This window comes from Alteribacter aurantiacus DSM 18675 (assembly GCF_000429705.1).
In the GTDB taxonomy this organism is placed as follows: domain Bacteria; phylum Bacillota; class Bacilli; order Bacillales; family Salisediminibacteriaceae; genus Alteribacter; species Alteribacter aurantiacus.
Genome location: NZ_KE386942.1, coordinates 358,991 through 377,954 on the forward strand (window position 1 = coordinate 358,991; position 18,964 = coordinate 377,954).

An 18,964-nucleotide genomic window follows, 5' to 3' on the forward strand; every position below is an offset into this window, starting at 1 on the left:
GAAAAGCCTTCTGCTCACGTGTTGAGCAGAAGGCTTTTTATCGTTTCTTTAAGGCAGGATGCTGTTCGATCCAATTTTTCATAGGAGCTGATTGGCCCTTCTTTGAAAAAATCAGCAAAGTCCTCTCCCTCATATCTCGGTACGATGTGGACATGGACGTGTGTTAACTCGTTAAACACTCCCCCACTTTGATAAACGGTAATACCATCTGGTGTCAAAGTAGAGTTCAACGCCTTAGAAAGGAGGATAGAAGCATTCATGATTGCCAGTTGGGTTTCGTCGGAAAACTCTGTGAGTTCACTTGCATGACGCTTTGGTAGGATCAAAGTGTGCCCTTCATTGTAGGGATCATGGTCCAGTATGCAGCTTACATGTTCGTTTTCATAAATGAGATGGACAGGAGCTATCTTTTTGGCTAGTCTGCATCCAAGACAATCAGAATTCGTCATGACTTCTTCAACGTTCCCTGATGGAAGAACATTTGCCACCTACCGTCCGCAAACTTCCAGATCGAGCTCCTGATAGACTGATGTCCTCTCGTCTTGTCGACACACACGTATGTAGCTAACAGCGCGTCTTCTCCCAAGAAATGAAGCTCAAAATCAAACAGCCTCATCTCTCGAACGCCAACGCCTCCTTCCCCCATACAATCCTTCTTATAAAACACAACGCCTGAGCTACCATGTTCAAAGAACTCATCGTGTAACAGTTCATCCAGCTTCCCTATGTCTACTCTCACTTCGGGCTTCAGTAGCGCCTCTTCCAACTCTTGAATCTTCGCCTTTAATTCCGTATCTTCTACTATCATGATTATCACCTATCCTATTATTCTACTCAGCCTAGTAAATCATTCGCTTCCCTTATTACCAACCCCTGCTCAAATAAGAGAAAACTAAAGGGCAGACAACAAAAACCACCGTTCACGGGTCTGACCCCATGTAGGACTTTTGTATAATTAGACATTCGTCGTGGTCGAAACGTACAAGCTTAAATGATTCACCTTCATACACTAAATTAGAATGATAAAGGGGGTGACTTTATGGGAGTTACACCATTAGCAACCGTTACTGTAACGGCAACAGCTTTGGGAGGCGAGGTTCTCGAAACGGAAGTAGTTATATTAACCGAAACCCTTCCGGTTAGTGGAGGGCTTATCACTCTTTCTATCTTAGGGCAAACGGTTATCGTTCCACTTGCTGGCTTACTTGGCGTTGAGATCGACCTATTAGATACTACTTTGACTGTTGATATCGACGTATCATTACTATAAATAATAATGGATATAAAATGGACCTCTTTTCAGTATGGAAAAGGGGCTTTAACATTTACATTTATCTTTGAATCCCATGTTTTTTTCTAAACGACAAAATCTTCTTAAGCGTAGAGGGATTGTCTAGTCGAGCAAACATAGCCGTCATCGGTTTATAGTTGGCTTCAATAATCCAGATCATTCCGTTGGTATCAATACCTAAATCAACACCTATCTCTTTTTGTTTAGGATAATATCTCTGTAAATGAATGGCTATTTCCATCGTTACCTGATCCAAATCCTTATAGATTTTTACCCACATACTAGAAACATTGGGTGCTGAAGCCTTTAACACCTCTTCAACAGGTTTTATCGATGTGGCCGCATTTGATGTAAAGTAGTCTTTATGTGCTAATTTAGCACACTTTCCGGTTACAACCCACTCTTCAGACCGGGCTTTTCGTTGAACCATCACCCTTACATCCATCACCTGATCCCCCACTTTAAGTAAAGGAATGAACTCTTGGATAATGTACCTTTTTCTTAGCATTTTCTTTTTTAGAAAATCCAACAAGTTCTCATTGCCAACAACGTTACTCTTTTGTCCTTGATGGTGTATTTCATATTGGCTTCCATCTAAAAGAGCAACTTTTATAATACCGCGTCCTAATCTCCCAAAATTCGGCTTGATGACAACCACACCGTAGCGATTTAACATGCTAACGAGACGACGTTGTGTATACCGTACTGTTTTTGGCAACTTCACAGCAAGGGTCTGATTTCTTTTTAGTAAGTGATACTTTTTTAATTTTCCTTTCGAATAACTCATCTTCTTTCCTCTTCCCTATCAAAACCTTTTAACTGTGCGGCATATACAAATGGTTGATGACTAATCTTTTCGTAAGCAATGGGATCGATTCCCTTAAACCCCTTATACCCCGGGGCGAAATTCACTTCTATAAAATACAATTTCCCGCTCTGGTCAATACCAATATCTAACCCAAGGTCGCCAAAATGATCATGTGGGAATGCTCGCTCTACTGCATCACATAAGGAAAGAGCGAAGTCTACAACATGTTCTCGTGTTACGTTTGAACAAGTGTCACGAATCGCTGTTTCAAACGTAACCACCCCTCCGCCTTTTGAAAGGTTGGTTAGCTTTTCCCCTTGTGCAGCCACGCGGCATTCAATTCCACTACAAATCCATGCTCCATGATTTTTTTGCATATGAACTCTCATATCAAAAGGGTTACCTTTATATTGTAAAAACGCAATCCAGGGTTGCAAGATGTACTTTTTTCTTTTATACCGAACCCCCTGTAAAAACAATTCCAAGGCACTCTTCTCAAGCTCCATCTTTAGCCCTGTCTTTCGTTTACGATAATCGTAAACTAGAAACATGTCACCCTTATGTCTATTGATAAACACGAGCCCCTGTCCCTTTAATCCTCTCGTTGGCTTCAGAACGATTGCCTGTTCGTTTTCCAGCGTTTCTACCACATCTTCGGCCGTGCGCACACGTCTGCTTGTGATTAACCGGCCTTTAACGAACGACTCAGTTCTTAATCGCTTTTCAACCTTTAACTTGCTATAACGCTTGGTGTTAAAGGCTGTTCCTCCTTGCTGGTGAAACCGCGTTAATAATTTTCTTATTCGTTTTAAAGGAGGGGTACGTACGAACAACACCTCTGGCAGAGGTACTTTGACATCTGTCCAACGGTTGTCTTCCCCATCAAAAACAAACCCGTTTACAGTAGTTGATTCCCAATCAATTTGATTTGGTTTTAATGCGACAAAAATTCCACCAACTACTGACTGTGATTCCTTTCTTAAGTCGTTTATCACATTTTTCATGTCCGTAACTAAAATTCCTGTTACTGGGCCTAACTTCACGTGCTTTTTTGTTACTACTAGTTGATAGAGTAACGAAGACTGCACGTACAAATAGGAAAGAAGTTCGTTCGACATGTGAACAGCAAAGGGGTTCTTTTTGCTTCCGTCTTCCCCTTTTCTGATCTTTCTGCGTCTTACTGAAACATGGGTAGATAGCAGACCATGATGAACCCTCTTTATTTTTCTCTTTCGTTTTTGAAGTCTTTTTGGCACGATCATCTGCATTCCTGGTTGATTCATCGGAACGATTTGTATCCAATACGAACGCATCGTAAAATCCTTCCTTCGTAAATGGGATACATTAAAATACGTAACCATTGATGGCCTTGCTTTACCAAACACCTACTAGCCTTAGGGATTTCAACTCATAGAAGAGCAGGTAAGACGAGAAAAAGCCGCCCAATTTGATAACGGGTTCGTTTCCTATCACAAAACGTCAATTTGCATAGGGAAATGCAAACCAAAACGTAATCCTTTTTGCGCTATTAAAATGTAGAGCAATTTGTTAGCCTAGAGGATTAAAAACATTAGAAATAGAAAGGGTTTCTACCCTTGCTATTTTGTTTTTAATTGCTAATTATTGGGATTGCGTATTACGAAGTTTGCAAACCAATTCCGCCCTCTTATATCAACTTTTGCTTAGGTATCATAGGCGGAGAATTTCCTCCTAATGTGGATAAAGGAGGTTAAGAGGCGAAGATAAGCGGAGATATTCCCGTTAACTGCTCTGAATAAGACAAAATCTAAAGATTTGGATAATATAAGCGGAAAAACTCCCCTTATTATTAAGGAAATATGGGTATTTATCAATTTAGACGGAATTCCTCCCTTTATTTTTCAAACACAGTGAAATTATCATTCAGTTATAACAGTGCTTAACCAATATTTTCTGTATATCAATTTGTAAGTAAAAATGTAGTGTGGCTATTGTATCCCCGCATTTTAATAGACAAATTGCATTACAAATCCCCCAAAAATAATGATCGAAATCCCTTTATATCAACAAAAATAGACCTTCAAATTTCCAAACAATTTGAAGGTCATTTATAATGTTTGCGATAGTTAACGGAACCCGTTACCAATTTGGTAGGCTCTCTTTTATACTTTATCCATCTTCACCTTTTTAACGGCTTGTTCTTTTAGCCTGAACTTTTGAATTTTACCAGAAGCGGTCATCGGATATTCATCTACAAATTCGATGTAGCGAGGAATTTTGTACTTGGCGATCTTCCCGCTAAAGTAGTTACGGATCTCATCTGCCGTAGCCGTCTCTCCGTCTTTTAAAATAATCCAAGCAGAGACTTCTTCTCCATACTTTTCATCCGGCACACCAACAATTTGAATATCAAGCACTTTTGGATGCTGATAAAGAAATTCTTCGATCTCACGAGGGTATATGTTCTCCCCCCCACGAATAATCATGTCGCGAAGGCGGCCCGTCACTTTCACATAACCTTCCTCGTCCATCACAGCCAAATCCCCAGTTTTAAGCCAACCGTCCTCAGAAATCACCTGACTCGTGGCAACAGGGTCTTTATAGTAACCTTTCATCACATGATAGCCTTTCGTGATCAATTCTCCCTGCTGGCCGCGAGGGACTTCTTCATTTGTTCCCGGATGAACGATTTTCACTTCCACATTCGGAAGTGCTCGGCCCACCGTCTCCGTTTTACGCTCCAGCGAATCATGTACACGGGTCTGGGTAATAACCGGAGAAGATTCCGTTTGCCCGTAAGCAATTGTCATTTCCCCTGCTCCCATCTTCTCCATGACGCCTTTCATGACTTCTACAGGACAGTTGGAACCTGCCATTATTCCCGTTCGAAGGGCAGAAAAATCATAAGACGCAAGGTCTTTTTCATTCAATTCTTTTATAAACATCGTTGGTACACCGTGAAGAACCGTACATTTTTCTTGATCCACCGCTTTTAAAACATCGCTAGGCTTAAACTCCTCCACCGGAACCATCGTCGCACCGACGCTCACGCAAGCCAAGGTTCCAAGTACACAACCGAAACAGTGAAAAAACGGTACAGGAATACACATACGATCCTCACTCGTTAAATTCATGCACTCCGCTATGTTTCTTGCATTGTTAATCAAGTTTGAGTGAGTAAGCATGACGCCCTTCGGAAAGCCTGTCGTTCCTGACGTGTATTGCATGTTGATGACGTCATCAGGCTCCAAACTGCTTGTGCGCTCCTCAAGCTCTGAATCAGACACCTCTTCGCCTAACGCAAGCAAATCAGACCAACTCCACACACCTGGGTGCCGATCATGACTCATTGTAATAACGTTCTTTAAAAATGGCAGTCGTTCCGATTGCAATTGACCTGGCTCACATTCTCTAAGCTCCGGCGCCACGTCATAGAGCATGTCCAAGAATGATGTGCCTTGATGATCGTCCATTAAAATAAGCGTTGTGGCATCGGACTGCTTAAGTAAAAACTCCATTTCTGCCGTTCGATAATTCGTGTTAACGGTTACAAGAACTGCCCCCATTTTGCCCGTTGCGAATTGAGTGGTAACCCATTCCGGTTTGTTCGTCGCCCATATGGCTACATGTTCCCCACGCTCAATGCCAATCTTCATTAATCCTTTGGCGACTTTTTGACACGATTGATCAAATTCTTCATATGTAAGACGCAATCCACGTTCAGGATACACAAGTGCTTCTCGATCGGGCTTACTTGACGCGACGTCTTGCAAAACCTTTCCAACGGTTGAATGAATCATCTCTGCCATTTGTTGAACGCCTCCTTTAGTCAAAACCAGTTAGATCAATTATATCGACCTTGACGGCACGGGGTCAAATTATTTTCAGAATGTTTAAAACCATGCGATAAAAAAGACCCGAGCACAATACTTGGATCTTTTACCATATCGCTTATTTCCCCATTACCTGAAACCCTTGTTTTTGAGTGGCATACAAGAGAGGCTGTGCTGCAATTCGACGATAGGCTTTCTTTGAGATCCGTTTGAAACCGTTAAACAAGGGAAGACCGTTCGCTTCGATAAACCAAAGCTTTCCTTCCTCATCCATCGCGATGTCCATTCCGATATCAGCAAAGCACTCATTAGAAAAGGCTTGATCCAGGGCGTTTGCCATTGTTTTAGCAAATGCTATAATCGCCCTCTTTGCTTTTTTCCTCTCTTTTCGAGAGCCTTCCAGCACCTTTCTTAAAGGTAGTGCTATTCCATCTTTGGCAAGGTTGGTTACATATTCTCCAGATGAAGCAACCCGGCACTCAATCCCATTGCACACCCAATCATTGTTGTTCTTTTGCATATGAACACGAATGTCATATGGCGACCCATTATGCTCTCTTAGCCTAAGTTTCTTTTGAACGATGTATCGTCCTCTAATAACCTTTTTTTGTGTAAGTAAGTGAGAAAGTTGCTGAAGTGTGAGAAGTAATTTTCCAGCAGTTTTCGACTTGCTATAATCATAAACTTCGAATGCTTCGGGACTCACCTTACTAATAAATAATATTCTTCTACCTTTCCCGCCGACGCGTGGTTTCATAACCACTTCATGGTGTTCGTCGAGCATCTCAAAGACGTCCTCTTCTGACGTTACGGGACGAAAATCAATGATGTTTTCTTTTGCCAAATGTTGCTTAAGCAACAATTGATCAACTTCTCCCTTAAAAAGAGGCTTGGAATTAAAGATGGTTCCACCTAATTTTCGATAACGTTGGACAACGTCCTCTCGAAACCTTGCCCCTCTTCGGTAAATCACTTCTGGAAAAGGAACCGTGGTGTGTATCCACTTTCCTTGATTGGCATGATATACGTATCCCTCTACTGTCTTTGTATCCCAATTCATCGTTTTAGGCTTGAAGACAATGAACACCCCGCCTACTTTTTCGTATTGCTTTACCCTACTATTACCGGCTTTATGAGGCTTAAAGACCGTCATGCCACTTAAGGGGCCAACCTTGAGTGTTCTTCCATCCGTCTGCATTTGATAAACGATGTCATCAATAAAGTAAAGAGCTTTGTAAATATTTGTTGAGACTTTAATTCTAAATGGGTCATCTTTTGTTCCAGTATTTAACAATCTATTTTCACTGTTGATCACACAGCTTTCTTTTAACAATCCATGTTGAAGATTGTTTACCTTCTTAAACTCCTCATAGATCCAAGATGAAACTGCTACTTCGTTTTCAGTCGAACAATCTTCTTCGATTTTTATCCAATACAACACTCCCCCTCCTTTCTCCCCAATAAGCAATACACATAGAGGTGTATATCCTAAATGACGTTACACCTTATCCTATTAGGAGGAAGAGAATGATGTATGGATAAATACCCTTGGATAGCCTGCCCATTCTTGTAAAATAGGCAAAATAAGGACGCTCTTCTTGACCAAAAAACAAGAGAGTCGTCCTTTTGTGCTAAATCCACTGTTTCATTTGTTCGACAATAAACAACGCCGGTGACGAGACAACATCATAAGGATTGTCCTTAGTAGTAAGTTTTAGAGACGCAGCTTCTTTAATTGCTTTAGCGATAGCGTCACCATCATAGTCAACATGAATCACATTTTGGCCACATTCCCGATTTCTTTGACGCTCCCCTACATTCACGAATGGAAGTGAGAAAAATGGCGCCTCAATAATGCCACTACTCGTATTCCCTACTAAAACGTCCGCCTGTGATAGAAGATAGAGATACTCATTAGAGGACAACGTTTCTTTATAATGAACATGCTTATACCTCTTTACAAATCCGCTCAAGTGTCTCCGGAAAACCTGTCCTCCTGCGTCACTATTCGGACCAATACATACAATTGACCAGTCCTGAAAAGGCACTACCCCTTCAATAACACGTTGAACTTGCTCATCGAAGTCCAGCTTCCCTTTTGAATCCGGATGGACAGCCAGAACGAGAAGTCTCCTTTTCTTCCAACCCTTCACTTGTTCTAGAAGGGGAGACGCCTTTTCTAAACGAAGCGCCTCCATGTCATGCTTTCTAAGAGACCCACTTACCGCCACGTGATCCCCTATTTCACCCATGTCAATCAGCCGTTCTTTTGATTTCTCCGTTGCGGTGAAATGATACATACTTAATTTTGAAATCGCATGTCGGACGTTATCATCAGCTGAGCCTGATTGTTCCCCGCCATGAAGATGAACAGAAGGGATGTTTTGATAATGGCTTGCAATCGCAGCAGCAAGCATCTCACCACGATCTCCTAGTAAAAGAACAGCATCGGGCTTCTCACGCTGAAAGAGTTCAGCAAAATATAACGTCCCTACCCCTACCGTCTGACTCATCCCGACCGTTGTGTCATCCCGAAACAGGATGGACGGGGTAGCGACCAGAGAAAATCCGTCTTTTCTAATCGCCTCCACTGTCATCCCATATTCTGGTAGTAGGTGCATTCCGGTCGCGACTAGTTTAAGAGAAAAGTAAGGGTCTTTATCCAGCGCATATAAAAGAGGACGATAGATTCCATAGTCCGCCCTCGTCCCTGTTACGCAAAGAATCGTCTTAGCTACCATCCCCATCTAGTGTCACCTCAAAATCTCCCCACTGAAGTGGCTCTCCTTTTTTCATGTCTCTCGCTATACGTTTCCCTATGACTCGTTCAAAGTCAGCAGCCGAAAGCGTGTGCTCGGGGCGTAAATAAATCAAATCTCCTTCTTCGACCACACTTCCCGCTTTCTTGTCTATGTTTAAATAAATCCCTCTTCTCACTAGTGGCTTCGTCCCCACCTCGGACGGTTGGATCGCTTTTTTCTCTTCTCCCATGGCCTTTTCTACTATTCTAATTTGTTTAATGAGCGTTTTTAGCTCTTCTGGTGTAATGGATGCTTTATGGTCTGGCCCTGGTAAATGACGATCCAACGTAAAATGCTTCTCCAAGATCGTGTAGCCTAGGGCATTCGCCGCAAGAGCCACCTCCGTACTTGAAGTATGATCGGAGAGTCCAATGGGACATGAAACATACTTTTTTAGCAAATGAATCACATTCAAATGGACATCCTCAGGTGGAGTAGGATAAGCAGAAGTACAATGAAGAAGAGCGATTGGCGTTTGCCCCATGAGTTGGATCGCCTTCTCGATTTCTTCTATTGTCGTCATCCCACTTGATAAGATAACAGGCTTATGAAACGTCGAAAGTTTTTTTAATAAAGGATAAAACGTAATGTCACCGCTTCCGATTTTGTATGCTTCAACACCCAAGTCTTCTAGCATATCGGCACTTTGAAGGTCAAACGGCGTAGCTAAAAAAAGGATTTCTTGTTGCTCACAGTGCTTTTTTAACTCTTCAAATTGGCTTTTACTTAACTGGTAATGTAAAAGCATCTCTTTTTGGGAGGAATACCCGCCACCGGATTTTTGATACTGAACCAACTCGGATTGGTCTGTTACAAGGGACTCTGTATGATAGGCTTGAAACTTCACCGCATTGGCCCCAGCTTCTTTCGCATGATCGATCAATTGTTTAGCCTTTTCCACCGATCCATTATGGTTCACGCCAATCTCCGCGATAATAAACATGGGGTTTCCAGGTCCAATGGGCTTGCCGTTAATGGAGAATGTCATCGTTACGCCTCCTTATCTATGTTCTCTTTCAATCCTTCAATCACATATCGCTGTTCTTCTGGCATTAACATTGTATGAAAAGGAATCGCTAACGTCCGCTTTGACATCGCTTCACTTATCGGGAAATCCCCTTCCTTATAACCAAACCGATCCACATAACTTTTCTGCAAATGAATCGACGGAAAATACGGCTTCGTCTGAATCCCTTTGTCCCCTAACTTTTCTATGATTACCGCTCGTTCCACCGCTTTAGGAAGGATCACGATAAACACAAACCAGCTCATGTGGCACTTACTTAAAACAGATGGCAACGTCACATCCACATCATATTCTTGAAGAAGTTGTTTATAACGATTGGCCACCTTTTCTCGTTTTTGCAAAATGTCATATAGTCGCTCCATCTGACCGACACCAACGGCCGCTTGAAGCTCGGACATTCGGTAGTTATAGCCGATTAGATCGTGATCAAGCCACTGATTATCCGGGCTTCTCCCTTGATTTCGTAAGGTTTGCGCTTGAAGGGCAACATCCTGTCTGTTGGTCACCAACATTCCACCTTCACCCGTTGTGATCTGTTTGTTTGGGTAAAACGCGTACACACCTACGTCTCCGATTAAACCAGCATACTCACTACCCCATTTTGCTCCTATCGCCTCACAAGCATCTTCAATGACTCTTAAATCATACTTTCTAGCAATTGCCATGATCTGATCCATATCGCACGGTTGACCAAACACATGGACGACTAAGATCGCTTTTGTACGCTCGGTAATCGCTCCTTCGATTAAATATGGATCCATATTCAACGTAGTAGGATCAATATCAACGAACACTGGCTTTACTTTTTCATAGACTAAACAGTTCCCTGACGCAATAAAGCTATATGGTGTAGTAATGACTTCATCGCCATCTTTAAGACCAAGAGCCTTTACTGCCACATGTAAAGCGCTCGTGCCGCTATTCATAGCAACAGCATACTTGGCATAGAACCTTTCTTTAAATAACGCTTCAAATCGCTTTGTTTTTTCCCCGATACTCAACTGTCCTGAGTTCATCACTTCCCTTACATACCGTTTCTCTAGATTTGTAAGATCGGGCTTTGATAGTGGAATAAACATGGTTCAAACAACCCTTCTGATATCAAAAATAGTGTAACTCTTATTAATGAATGCCAAGGGCAAGAAATGGCTTGGACCATTGACACTACTACCGCTTCAATCACTCCTATTTTTTGAAAATAGATTCCTAACTAGAGCAACTTTGTCCATCCGCTCATAAGGTATTTAAGAGTAACTATAAAAATAGAGGTGGCAGTCTGATGAACCATCGTTCACGAATAAAAACGTTTTTAAAGAATAAAAACATCCTCGTAACAGGTGGCACAGGCTCAATTGGTGGACAGATCGTATCAGCTCTACTTGAGTATGAGCCAAAAAAAATTGTCGTCTTCAACAAAGACGACAGCAAACAATTTTTAATGAAAGAAAAATATCGTCCCAACCCAAAACTCTTCTTCATCCTTGGAGACATCCGGGACTACAGCGCGATTGAATATGCCACAAGAAACATTGACCTTGTCTTTCACGTGGCGGCTTTAAAACAAGTACCGGTGTGTGAAGACCACCCCTTTGAGGCTGTAAAAACCAACATCATCGGAAGCGAAAACGTCATTCGTGCTTGCATTAAAAACAAAGTGAAAAAAGTTGTCAATGTGAGTACGGATAAAGCAGTGAATCCGACGAACACAATGGGGGCAACAAAACTGATCTCCGAAAAGCTGTTCTCAAACGCCAACAATCAGCTAAACAACAAGGATACGGTCTTTTGTTCCGTTCGTTTCGGTAATGTCATTAACTCCCGCGGCTCGGTGATTCCTCTCTTTATGAAACAAGCAAAAGAAGGAAAGCCACTTACCGTTACCGATCCTGAGATGACTCGCTTTTTCATGAGCATTTCAGAAGCGGCTGAGTTAACGTTAAAGTCGATCTATTACGCAAAAGGTGGCGAAACATTCATATTTAAAATGAAAGCGTTAAAGCTCCATCAATTAACCGAAGCCATCCAATCCTTTTGCCAACAGAAAAAATTGCCCTTGCCTGATGTGATTGAAATCGGAAGTAGACCAGGAGAGAAGAAGTACGAGGAATTGCTTCATGCTCACGAAACTGAACGATTATATGAAGATGATGAGCTTTTCGTCATTCTCCCGGAAGTTTTGCCGTCTTATCACCACTTCAAACCGTCTTCACAATTAAGTAATCGCTCCGATCACGTCCCTTCTATTAATAAGTCTGAAATCATTCATATCCTTGAACAACTAGACGGTGAAAACGATGGGTAAGAAGCTAAATTACGTGTGGTTGCACTCTGTGGATTTTTTACATGCCTTTTCACCCGTTACGTATGACAGTGTTCCAATCGCCCTTCCTCTTTTGAGAGAATTTCAAAAGTATATTAAGAGAAACCGTAAAAAAGCGCGGGCCTTAAAAAGAAAAGTTCACTCTTCCAAGAGCATTCAACAAGCGTGTACTCCCTACCTCATTAACCATACTCCCTTGAAAAAAAAGGGTGGATCTATCCTCGTAAGAGCGGAAATGGCCTCTCCTGTATTAGAGAAAAAAAGTGTCATACCCATGGTTTTTTTAGCTCATAAAAGAAGTGAATACAAAAAAGCGTTAGCAAATCCTCGCTTACGCCCTCTTTATTACTTGCCGAAAATTAAAGAAAAAGCGATTCCTTCCAACGAGCAAGTAAAGGTACTGCAGCGCATTAAGACCATCACTTCCTCACCAGATACACCACCTTTTTTAAAGACAAACGCCTTTAAGAGATGGATCCAAATACAAGTGATCACGCTCATGAAAAACCTCCGCCGTATGCATACTTTGTTTGACAAACACACCATCACCACAACGTTTTACGGCTCTACACTTAACCGCCATGGAGGATTCGTGACCTCGTTCGCTCAAACCCGTCGCGCAAAGACCATCAACTACCAACACGGACTTCTTGGTGACATCGGGCATTTACCTTCCAACGCAGATTTGCACCTTGTATGGGGGCCGTCACATGTCAATTACCTCGTATCAAATGGGGTACCGAAGAAGAAAGTGAAAATCGCAACGCCAGTATTTGTAAGAAGCGGTCGAGCAAAAGTCTCCGCACGTAAACACAAGAAAAAACAAATCCTTGTCGCTATGCAGCCTTTAGGAAAAGGATTCAATCGCAGAATGATCAGGCGAATTGAAGGAGCTGCCAAGGGTATTGAAAATCGCCTACAACTCAACATTAAACTACACCCTGACCACCACCAAAAATCGTTTCGCAGATGGACAAAAGGAAAAAGCACCACAGTATACCCACATGGATCGATCCCGTTAAACCAGCTGATCCAAGAAGCTGACTTGGTGATTACCCCATACTCCACCGTAGGTTATGAAGCGATGCTCGTTGGTAAGCCGGTTGTGTTTTACACGAAAAAGAAACAGTTGTACTTCGTAAAGGGACCTTTAAAACGGGCCACTTCTCGCGCTTCCTTACACACCATCTTTTTATCTGTATTAGCTAACAAGGTGACTACAAACCGTCTTAAAGTACCGTCGGACAACAACCCGACCAAAAATACACCAGCTTCATTTTTATTGTGAATAAGGAGAGAGTAGAATGAATCGACCTATCCTTGCCATTATCGGTGCCGGACAAATCGGTAGACGACACCTCCAAGCCTTAAAGCGCCTTAACCGAAGCGCTCGCCTGTTTGTTGTGGATCCCAATCCTTCATCATTAACACTTGCAAAAAAACAATATAAAGAGACCCCAAAAACACATGTGAAGCATGACATCTATTATTTAAATGACCTTGGCGATTTACCTGACAATATTGATGTAGCCATTATTGCAACAACTTCCGACGTACGAAAGACCATTGTTCTACACTTACTAGAAACCTCTCATGTGGACTGTATGATATTGGAGAAAGTCGTCTTTCAAGACGAAGAGAGCTTTGTTGAAATTAATGACCGTTTACAGTCAGAGGGCGTCATGTGCTGGGTTAATTGTCCATTAAGGACATTAGAAACATTTGAAAAGGCCAAAGAAGAGCTGAGGACTTCAACGCCAGTTCATTATCGATTAGTAGGAAGTGACTGGAACCTAGCTTCCAACGCCATTCACCATTTAGATCTTTTCTCTTATCTAACCGATGAGAGGGTTGTAGATTTAAGCCAATCTCGTCTAAATAATGCTATCCAACTGAGCAAACGCAAGGGATTCTATGAAGTTACCGGCACACTTGAAGGACTAGGGGAGAACGGCAGTACCTTTAAAGTAACCTCTCAAGACAAATCCGGAAATCCTTTTATCCTTCACGTCTCCAACTCAGATGTACACCTTGTTTTAAATTTTACCCAACAAGAAGGGTGGGTAGCTCATAAGAAAACCAACTGGTTATGGAAACCATTTCCTTGTGACATTGTTCTTCAGAGTAACCTCACTCATTTGTATGTAGAAGACATCCTTAATTTTAATAGATGCAAACTACCCACTTATCAAGAGTCATGGCAACAACACCTCCCTTTACTTAAAGTGCTGTCTGCCAAATTTAAAAAAGCAGGCCTTACAAGCGGAAAGGAGTGTCCAATCTCATGAACCAAGTTCTTCTCGTTGGAGCAGGTCCGATGGGAGTGGCTTATGCTAAGGTTCTTAAGCATTTAAACGTCAGCTTTACTTGCATATGTAGAACGGAAGCCTCTGCAAAACGTTTTTATTCCCAAACAGGTTCTCCTTGTCAAACAGGTGGCTTATCAGCTTATTTATCCAAGCACCAAGGCCGCCCTTCTAAAGCCATTATATGTGTTCCCGTCGATCAGCTTGCCTCAGTCACGATGGAGTTAATCAGGAACGGGGTCAAACACATATTAGTCGAAAAGCCTGGTGGGATGACCGAGGTGGAGATTGCTCAAGTTGCGGCTGAAACGAAATCACGTCAAGCAAACGTTTATGTGGCTTATAATAGACGATTTTATCCATCCGTACGAAAAGCCATGGCATTAATCGAAGAAGACGAGGGTGTGTTGTCCTGTCACTTCGATTTCACCGAACGTAGTAAACGAGTCGACGATCTTGTAAAAAATGTAGAACTTAAAAACAATTGGTTTTTAGCTAACTCTACCCATGTCATTGATCTAGCTTTTTTTCTTTGTGGTCCTCCAGTACAAATGAACACCAATATTGGCGGTGGATTACCATGGCATCCTCAAGCATCGGTTTTTTCAGGATCAGGAAAGACCGTTAACAACGCTTTATTTTCATACCATAGTAACTGGTCTGGGCCAGGTGGATGGCGGGTGGAAATCGTTACAAAAAAACGGAAACTCTTACTGGAGCCACTGGAAGAACTTCGCGTTTTGGATCATGACGAGACGGAATATAAAAAGCATACATTTGAAAATAACGAGAGAGAATCATTCAAACCAGGACTTCAATCCATGGTCACCGCTTTCCTAAAGAATGATCACACCTCGTTTATCACGATCGGTACCCATAGTGAACTCGTTCATACTTGGTACCAACGAATTAAGAAAGGAGTTTGAGACATACATGTATGGTAGTGAAAGATTAAACAATGATTATGTAATCAGGTACAGCTTATTAAAAGAATTCTTTGAAACCTTTTCCACTTTGACTTATAAAGGAATTGAAATGCCGCCTACCCTTGTACATGAATTTAAAAAGCAGGCAACACCACACATTACGAAGAATATCAAAAAAAAGTCGTACATTCGGAAGTTAAAAAAGAAACACCGGTTAACAACGGCAAGCCAAGCACAAAAAGTGTTACAACGCATTCCTGTCATAAAAAGAGACTTATCCGTTGTTGATAAAAGAAAAACGTATCTGATTCCCGGTGTGTTTGCCACGTTTGTTGCAGAACATCTCCGCTCAGAACAAGTCATACTAACGATTTCCAACCGAGAAGATCGTGCCGCTATTCGTCAAGCTCGGTTGCCTAAATCAGTAAAAAAGGTCAATTATCAATCATCCTTACAAAAAGAAAAATTACCCAAAAAAGCGTATCGAAGACTACTAAGAAAGCTAAAAAAGCTACTAAGCTCAAAGAAAGTCTTAAGCCATCCTTTATTCAAGACACACTCATTTCAAAGCTGGCTTAAGAGAAAGCTGAAGGTGGCGATTAAACGAATAAATGTCCTAGATAAAATAATCAGAAAGAATCCAATCGGTGTAATCGTGGAAAGAACCGAAATCGTCCCCCCCGGCACAATCCTTTCGATGTTAGCTCGAAAATATAATCTTCCTTTTATCTATACGCCACCGGTTTTAGCCACCGACTCCAACTTTCTTCCTACTAGAGCATCGCATTATTGTGCATGGGGAAAAAATCAAGCAAGCTGGTACTTAAATAGAGGTATTTCAGCCTCTCAAATTACCATAACGGGTAATTTAAAGTTCGAATATGACAAACGGAAACGCTCAATAAACGGAGCCAAATTCAAAAAGTCTTTACACATTCCAGCTAATCACAGCGTTGTTTTATTTACCACCCAATGGCTAGGGAGGAGAACAACAAGGGTATTGAAAAATTGGCTTTCGACCACTACCTTCGCAAAATTACCCTTGACCATACTCATCAAACCTCACCGAAATGATCCAGCTAACTACTATCCTTTATCTAAAAAGAACAAAAATATCAAGGTCTTATCACGTAACTATCCCCTATATGATGCGTTAAGGAACACAGATGTAGTCATGACCGTGTCTTCAAACACAGCAATTGAAGGGGCTCTTCTAAAAAAGGGAATTGTCATTCTTCAACCCAAAATCTCGTATAATTTCAAAATGAATCCACACGACTACCATGCCCACCTTGCAAAAGCCAAGGCAGGACCCGTAGTACGCAACCTTAGGGACTTATTTCTAGAATTTAAAAAGGTTACTCACCTTCCAGACTATCAACAAGAATTGCAAAAATTGAGTCACCAATTTCTAAGAGAGACCATTCGTCAAACAAGCACGCCATCTAAAGAAATGGTTAGACTTCTAAAAGAACAAATGAAAAAGAGGGATCGTTCATGAAAGAAATACTGGCTTTTATTCTTGCCCGTGGCGGTTCAAAGCGTTTGCCCGGTAAAAATATAAAAGAGTTAAATGGAAAACCTCTTATTCAATACACGATTGAAGCTGGTCAACAAACGCCTGAGATCACCCGAATCATTGTTTCTACAGATGATCCAGACATCGCACATGTGGCACGAAAAGCCGGTGCCGAAGTACCATTCCCAAGGCCTGCCTCTCTATCGGATGATCACGCATCCCCTGTTGATGCATGTCTTTACCTTCTTGATTGTTTAGAAAAAGATGAAAAATATATCCCGGAGACGATTCTTTTATTACAACCCACCTCCCCTCTTCGTACCGCCCAACATATCCAAGAAGCCTTTCACCTTTATCACACCCAAAAAGCCAACTCTGTTTTAAGCGTCTCCTCAATCCGCGACGAACTCTCTACGTTTGTCACAGAAGGAAACAACGGCATGATCCAACTCTTCGTTAAAGAACAAAACGAACACACTCTTCCTGCATATAAATTAAATGGAGCGATCTATATCGTGAAGACTTCCGCATTTCGAAAGGAACGATCCTTTTTCACAAAAGACACCCTCCCATATGTGATGACGAAAGAGGATAGTGTCGATATCGATACCTCTTTTGACTTTTCATTAGCATCCCTATTGTTAAAAGGGCGTAGCGAAGGATGATCGGGATTATTGGAGCGGGTGGACACGCAAAAGTGACCTTGGACATTCTTTCAAACCAATCCCCAGGTCAGTTGGTGACTTTCTTCGCTGACACTGTTGATCCTTTTTTTCATAGCTATCCTCGTTTACCTGGCGATAGAAACACAATCCTTTCTATGCAAACCATCATATCAACATGGCACGTAGCCATTGGAGATAGCAAAACAAGAGGAGCATATTTGGACTTTCTTAAAGAACAGAACCTTCCAACTCTCAACGCCCTACACGAAAAATCCATCATTGCTTCTTCCGTAAAACTTGGAGATGGGATTAGCGTCATTGGCGCTGCTGTCATTAATCCGGGGGCTACCATTGGAGATGGGTGCATCATTAACACCAGTGCGACTGTGGATCATGATTGTACCTTATCTTCTTACGTGAACATTGGACCAGGAAGTCATTTAGCAGGAAACGTCACGGTCGGTAAGAACAGTGATTTAGGAGCCGGGGTTATCGTCATTCCAGGAGTTACAATTGGCGAGCATTGCACGATAGGCGCAGGATCCGTTGTCATTAACGATATTCCCGACCACGCTCTCGCCGTAGGGGTTCCGGCTCGAGTGATAAAAACCAATATATGAAAAGGAGATTAGTATGATCCCAAAGCATCTTACTGTCTATAAAAAGAAGCCTTTAATTTTCACAGTAAGATTGGATAAGTGTAGGGATTGGCTCGGTCATGGGTATACAAGAGATAGCTGGCATTATCTAAGTTATGGTGTGAACGGAGCTCTTAAAGGAGGCAAAGAAAGCCGATTACAAAAATACTACTCCCTTTTTAAGCCAAAGACATTGGAAGAAGCACTGTTTTTTCACCAAAAAGAACACCCCTTCCTTCCTGATCGCCCCCCACATCATTCTGAACTTCCTTAGAAAGATACGCGACAACGAACGATAAAAAACTACTCTCAGTTTTTCGGATCCAATCCACTCCCCTTTACCAAATCCGAAGTTAAAAAAACAGTCAAGCTTTACAAAAATATGAAGCGTTCAGGCTATCGTCCTCGTCGTTACAAAGGCGGGTATATCAGAGGGTACTTTCTTATTAAAGGAGATGACTATCGTTTCATCGTTCGAAACGGTCATCATCGATTAGCTGCCTTAGCGCTCCTCGGAGTTAAAAAAATTCAAGTGAAGCTCTTCAAAGGGTGGCCGCCTTATGTAAAGATCAAGCATGTTTATAGATGGCCTGGGGTCAAAAGTGGCGCTTTTTCCAAGGAACATGCAAAGATGATTTTCAACTATTACTTTGAATCTAACGGAAAACAAAGGGCACTGGAATTGGGGATTTATCAGAGGTTATTTAAAGAAGCGAAAAAGAAGGGTCCTCATTAGAAGCTACTATGAAGTGGCTTGTATAAAAGAAGACTAAGATATACATTTCTTTTGGCTTCTGTCTATTCTAGCTATACCTAGGTAAATGAAAGGTTCTATTTTATAAAATTTCCAT

Annotated in this window: 19 protein-coding genes; 10 read left to right on the top strand and 9 right to left on the bottom strand. The window is 41.8% G+C overall.

Features of this window, described 5'->3' with window-relative positions:
• Positions 1-14 precede the first annotated feature (14 nt).
• Together G476_RS0117140 and G476_RS0117145 are read right to left on the bottom strand one after the other, a co-directional pair.
• Positions 15-449 carry an HIT family protein gene (locus tag G476_RS0117140; protein WP_026691172.1) on the bottom strand — a complete coding sequence of 145 codons (435 nt, stop codon included), beginning with the start codon at positions 447-449 and terminating at the stop codon, positions 15-17.
• Positions 446-808: a DUF4440 domain-containing protein gene (locus G476_RS0117145; RefSeq protein ID WP_035187241.1), complete on the bottom strand. Its 363-nt coding sequence runs from the start codon at positions 806-808 to the stop codon at positions 446-448. Before G476_RS0117145 ends, G476_RS0117140 begins: the two co-directional genes overlap by 4 nt.
• Positions 809-1,039: 231 nt before the next feature.
• Here G476_RS0117145 and G476_RS0117150 point away from each other — a divergent pair, with 231 nt between their 5' ends.
• Positions 1,040-1,270 (top strand): hypothetical protein, encoded by a 231-nt coding sequence (locus G476_RS0117150; protein WP_026691174.1) that lies wholly within the window; start codon positions 1,040-1,042, stop codon positions 1,268-1,270.
• Between the two features lie 61 nt (positions 1,271-1,331).
• Here the strand turns inward: G476_RS0117150 and G476_RS0117155 are convergent, their stop codons facing one another.
• From G476_RS0117155 to G476_RS0117185, 7 genes are all read right to left on the bottom strand, one after another.
• The gene (locus tag G476_RS0117155; protein ID WP_026691175.1) at positions 1,332-2,078 is read right to left on the bottom strand and encodes a YheC/YheD family protein; all 747 of its coding nucleotides are present in this window, start codon (positions 2,076-2,078) and stop codon (positions 1,332-1,334) included.
• Positions 2,075-3,412 (bottom strand): YheC/YheD family endospore coat-associated protein, encoded by a 1,338-nt coding sequence (locus G476_RS0117160; protein WP_026691176.1) that lies wholly within the window; start codon positions 3,410-3,412, stop codon positions 2,075-2,077. Before G476_RS0117160 ends, G476_RS0117155 begins: the two co-directional genes overlap by 4 nt.
• Positions 3,413-4,240: 828 nt before the next feature.
• Positions 4,241-5,878, bottom strand: coding sequence for an AMP-binding protein (locus G476_RS0117165; protein WP_035187363.1), 1,638 nt, complete (start codon positions 5,876-5,878; stop codon positions 4,241-4,243).
• 151 nt (positions 5,879-6,029) lie between these two features.
• Positions 6,030-7,349 (bottom strand): YheC/YheD family endospore coat-associated protein, encoded by a 1,320-nt coding sequence (locus G476_RS0117170; RefSeq protein WP_026691178.1) that lies wholly within the window; start codon positions 7,347-7,349, stop codon positions 6,030-6,032.
• Positions 7,350-7,542: 193 nt separating this feature from the next.
• Positions 7,543-8,658, bottom strand: coding sequence for a UDP-N-acetylglucosamine 2-epimerase (neuC, locus tag G476_RS22355; RefSeq protein WP_245579689.1), 1,116 nt, complete (start codon positions 8,656-8,658; stop codon positions 7,543-7,545).
• Positions 8,642-9,700 (bottom strand): N-acetylneuraminate synthase family protein, encoded by a 1,059-nt coding sequence (locus G476_RS0117180; RefSeq protein WP_035187243.1) that lies wholly within the window; start codon positions 9,698-9,700, stop codon positions 8,642-8,644. The genes neuC and G476_RS0117180 overlap by 17 nt, the downstream gene beginning before the upstream one ends.
• 2 nt (positions 9,701-9,702) lie before the next feature.
• On the bottom strand, positions 9,703-10,818 hold the full coding sequence (locus G476_RS0117185) for a DegT/DnrJ/EryC1/StrS family aminotransferase (protein ID WP_026691180.1): 1,116 nt from the start codon (positions 10,816-10,818) through the stop codon (positions 9,703-9,705).
• A 200-nt stretch (positions 10,819-11,018) separates the two neighbouring features.
• Between G476_RS0117185 and G476_RS0117190 the strand changes: the two genes are divergently transcribed.
• The 9 genes from G476_RS0117190 to G476_RS0117230 all read left to right on the top strand — a co-directional run bounded on the left by G476_RS0117190 (position 11,019) and on the right by G476_RS0117230 (position 18,849).
• Positions 11,019-12,041 carry an SDR family NAD(P)-dependent oxidoreductase gene (locus G476_RS0117190; protein WP_026691181.1) on the top strand — a complete coding sequence of 341 codons (1,023 nt, stop codon included), beginning with the start codon at positions 11,019-11,021 and terminating at the stop codon, positions 12,039-12,041.
• Positions 12,034-13,347, top strand: a complete 1,314-nt coding sequence (locus tag G476_RS0117195) for a CDP-glycerol glycerophosphotransferase family protein (protein ID WP_026691182.1) — start codon at positions 12,034-12,036, stop codon at positions 13,345-13,347. The genes G476_RS0117190 and G476_RS0117195 overlap by 8 nt, the downstream gene beginning before the upstream one ends.
• Before the next feature lie 16 nt (positions 13,348-13,363).
• Positions 13,364-14,347: a Gfo/Idh/MocA family oxidoreductase gene (locus G476_RS0117200; protein ID WP_026691183.1), complete on the top strand. Its 984-nt coding sequence runs from the start codon at positions 13,364-13,366 to the stop codon at positions 14,345-14,347.
• Positions 14,344-15,291, top strand: a complete 948-nt coding sequence (locus tag G476_RS0117205; protein ID WP_035187246.1) for a Gfo/Idh/MocA family protein — start codon at positions 14,344-14,346, stop codon at positions 15,289-15,291. The genes G476_RS0117200 and G476_RS0117205 overlap by 4 nt, the downstream gene beginning before the upstream one ends.
• Before the next feature lie 7 nt (positions 15,292-15,298).
• Positions 15,299-16,792 (top strand): hypothetical protein, encoded by a 1,494-nt coding sequence (locus tag G476_RS0117210; protein WP_026691185.1) that lies wholly within the window; start codon positions 15,299-15,301, stop codon positions 16,790-16,792.
• Positions 16,789-17,475, top strand: coding sequence for an acylneuraminate cytidylyltransferase family protein (locus G476_RS0117215; RefSeq protein ID WP_026691186.1), 687 nt, complete (start codon positions 16,789-16,791; stop codon positions 17,473-17,475). The genes G476_RS0117210 and G476_RS0117215 overlap by 4 nt, the downstream gene beginning before the upstream one ends.
• Positions 17,472-18,095, top strand: a complete 624-nt coding sequence (locus tag G476_RS0117220) for an acetyltransferase (protein ID WP_026691187.1) — start codon at positions 17,472-17,474, stop codon at positions 18,093-18,095. Before G476_RS0117215 ends, G476_RS0117220 begins: the two co-directional genes overlap by 4 nt.
• A gap of 13 nt (positions 18,096-18,108) precedes the next feature.
• Positions 18,109-18,387, top strand: a complete 279-nt coding sequence (locus tag G476_RS0117225; RefSeq protein WP_026691188.1) for a hypothetical protein — start codon at positions 18,109-18,111, stop codon at positions 18,385-18,387.
• Between the two features lie 108 nt (positions 18,388-18,495).
• Positions 18,496-18,849: a ParB N-terminal domain-containing protein gene (locus tag G476_RS0117230; RefSeq protein WP_026691189.1), complete on the top strand. Its 354-nt coding sequence runs from the start codon at positions 18,496-18,498 to the stop codon at positions 18,847-18,849.
• The last annotated feature ends 115 nt before the right edge of the window (positions 18,850-18,964 follow it).

Coding starts and splice junctions, on each gene's coding strand:
- G476_RS0117205 (WP_035187246.1), top strand. CDS start 14,344: ATGAACCAAGTTCTTCTCGTTGGAGCAGGTCCGATGGGAGTGGCTTAT.
- G476_RS0117230 (WP_026691189.1), top strand. CDS start 18,496: ATGAAGCGTTCAGGCTATCGTCCTCGTCGTTACAAAGGCGGGTATATC.
- G476_RS0117200 (WP_026691183.1), top strand. CDS start 13,364: ATGAATCGACCTATCCTTGCCATTATCGGTGCCGGACAAATCGGTAGA.
- G476_RS0117145 (WP_035187241.1), bottom strand. CDS start 808: ATGATAGTAGAAGATACGGAATTAAAGGCGAAGATTCAAGAGTTGGAA.
- G476_RS0117150 (WP_026691174.1), top strand. CDS start 1,040: ATGGGAGTTACACCATTAGCAACCGTTACTGTAACGGCAACAGCTTTG.
- G476_RS0117185 (WP_026691180.1), bottom strand. CDS start 10,818: ATGTTTATTCCACTATCAAAGCCCGATCTTACAAATCTAGAGAAACGG.
- G476_RS0117195 (WP_026691182.1), top strand. CDS start 12,034: ATGGGTAAGAAGCTAAATTACGTGTGGTTGCACTCTGTGGATTTTTTA.
- G476_RS0117140 (WP_026691172.1), bottom strand. CDS start 449: ATGACGAATTCTGATTGTCTTGGATGCAGACTAGCCAAAAAGATAGCT.
- G476_RS0117215 (WP_026691186.1), top strand. CDS start 16,789: ATGAAAGAAATACTGGCTTTTATTCTTGCCCGTGGCGGTTCAAAGCGT.
- G476_RS0117190 (WP_026691181.1), top strand. CDS start 11,019: ATGAACCATCGTTCACGAATAAAAACGTTTTTAAAGAATAAAAACATC.
- G476_RS0117155 (WP_026691175.1), bottom strand. CDS start 2,078: ATGAGTTATTCGAAAGGAAAATTAAAAAAGTATCACTTACTAAAAAGA.
- G476_RS0117225 (WP_026691188.1), top strand. CDS start 18,109: ATGATCCCAAAGCATCTTACTGTCTATAAAAAGAAGCCTTTAATTTTC.
- G476_RS0117220 (WP_026691187.1), top strand. CDS start 17,472: ATGATCGGGATTATTGGAGCGGGTGGACACGCAAAAGTGACCTTGGAC.
- G476_RS0117165 (WP_035187363.1), bottom strand. CDS start 5,878: ATGATTCATTCAACCGTTGGAAAGGTTTTGCAAGACGTCGCGTCAAGT.
- G476_RS0117160 (WP_026691176.1), bottom strand. CDS start 3,412: ATGCGTTCGTATTGGATACAAATCGTTCCGATGAATCAACCAGGAATG.
- G476_RS0117180 (WP_035187243.1), bottom strand. CDS start 9,700: ATGACATTCTCCATTAACGGCAAGCCCATTGGACCTGGAAACCCCATG.
- neuC (WP_245579689.1), bottom strand. CDS start 8,658: ATGGGGATGGTAGCTAAGACGATTCTTTGCGTAACAGGGACGAGGGCG.
- G476_RS0117210 (WP_026691185.1), top strand. CDS start 15,299: ATGTATGGTAGTGAAAGATTAAACAATGATTATGTAATCAGGTACAGC.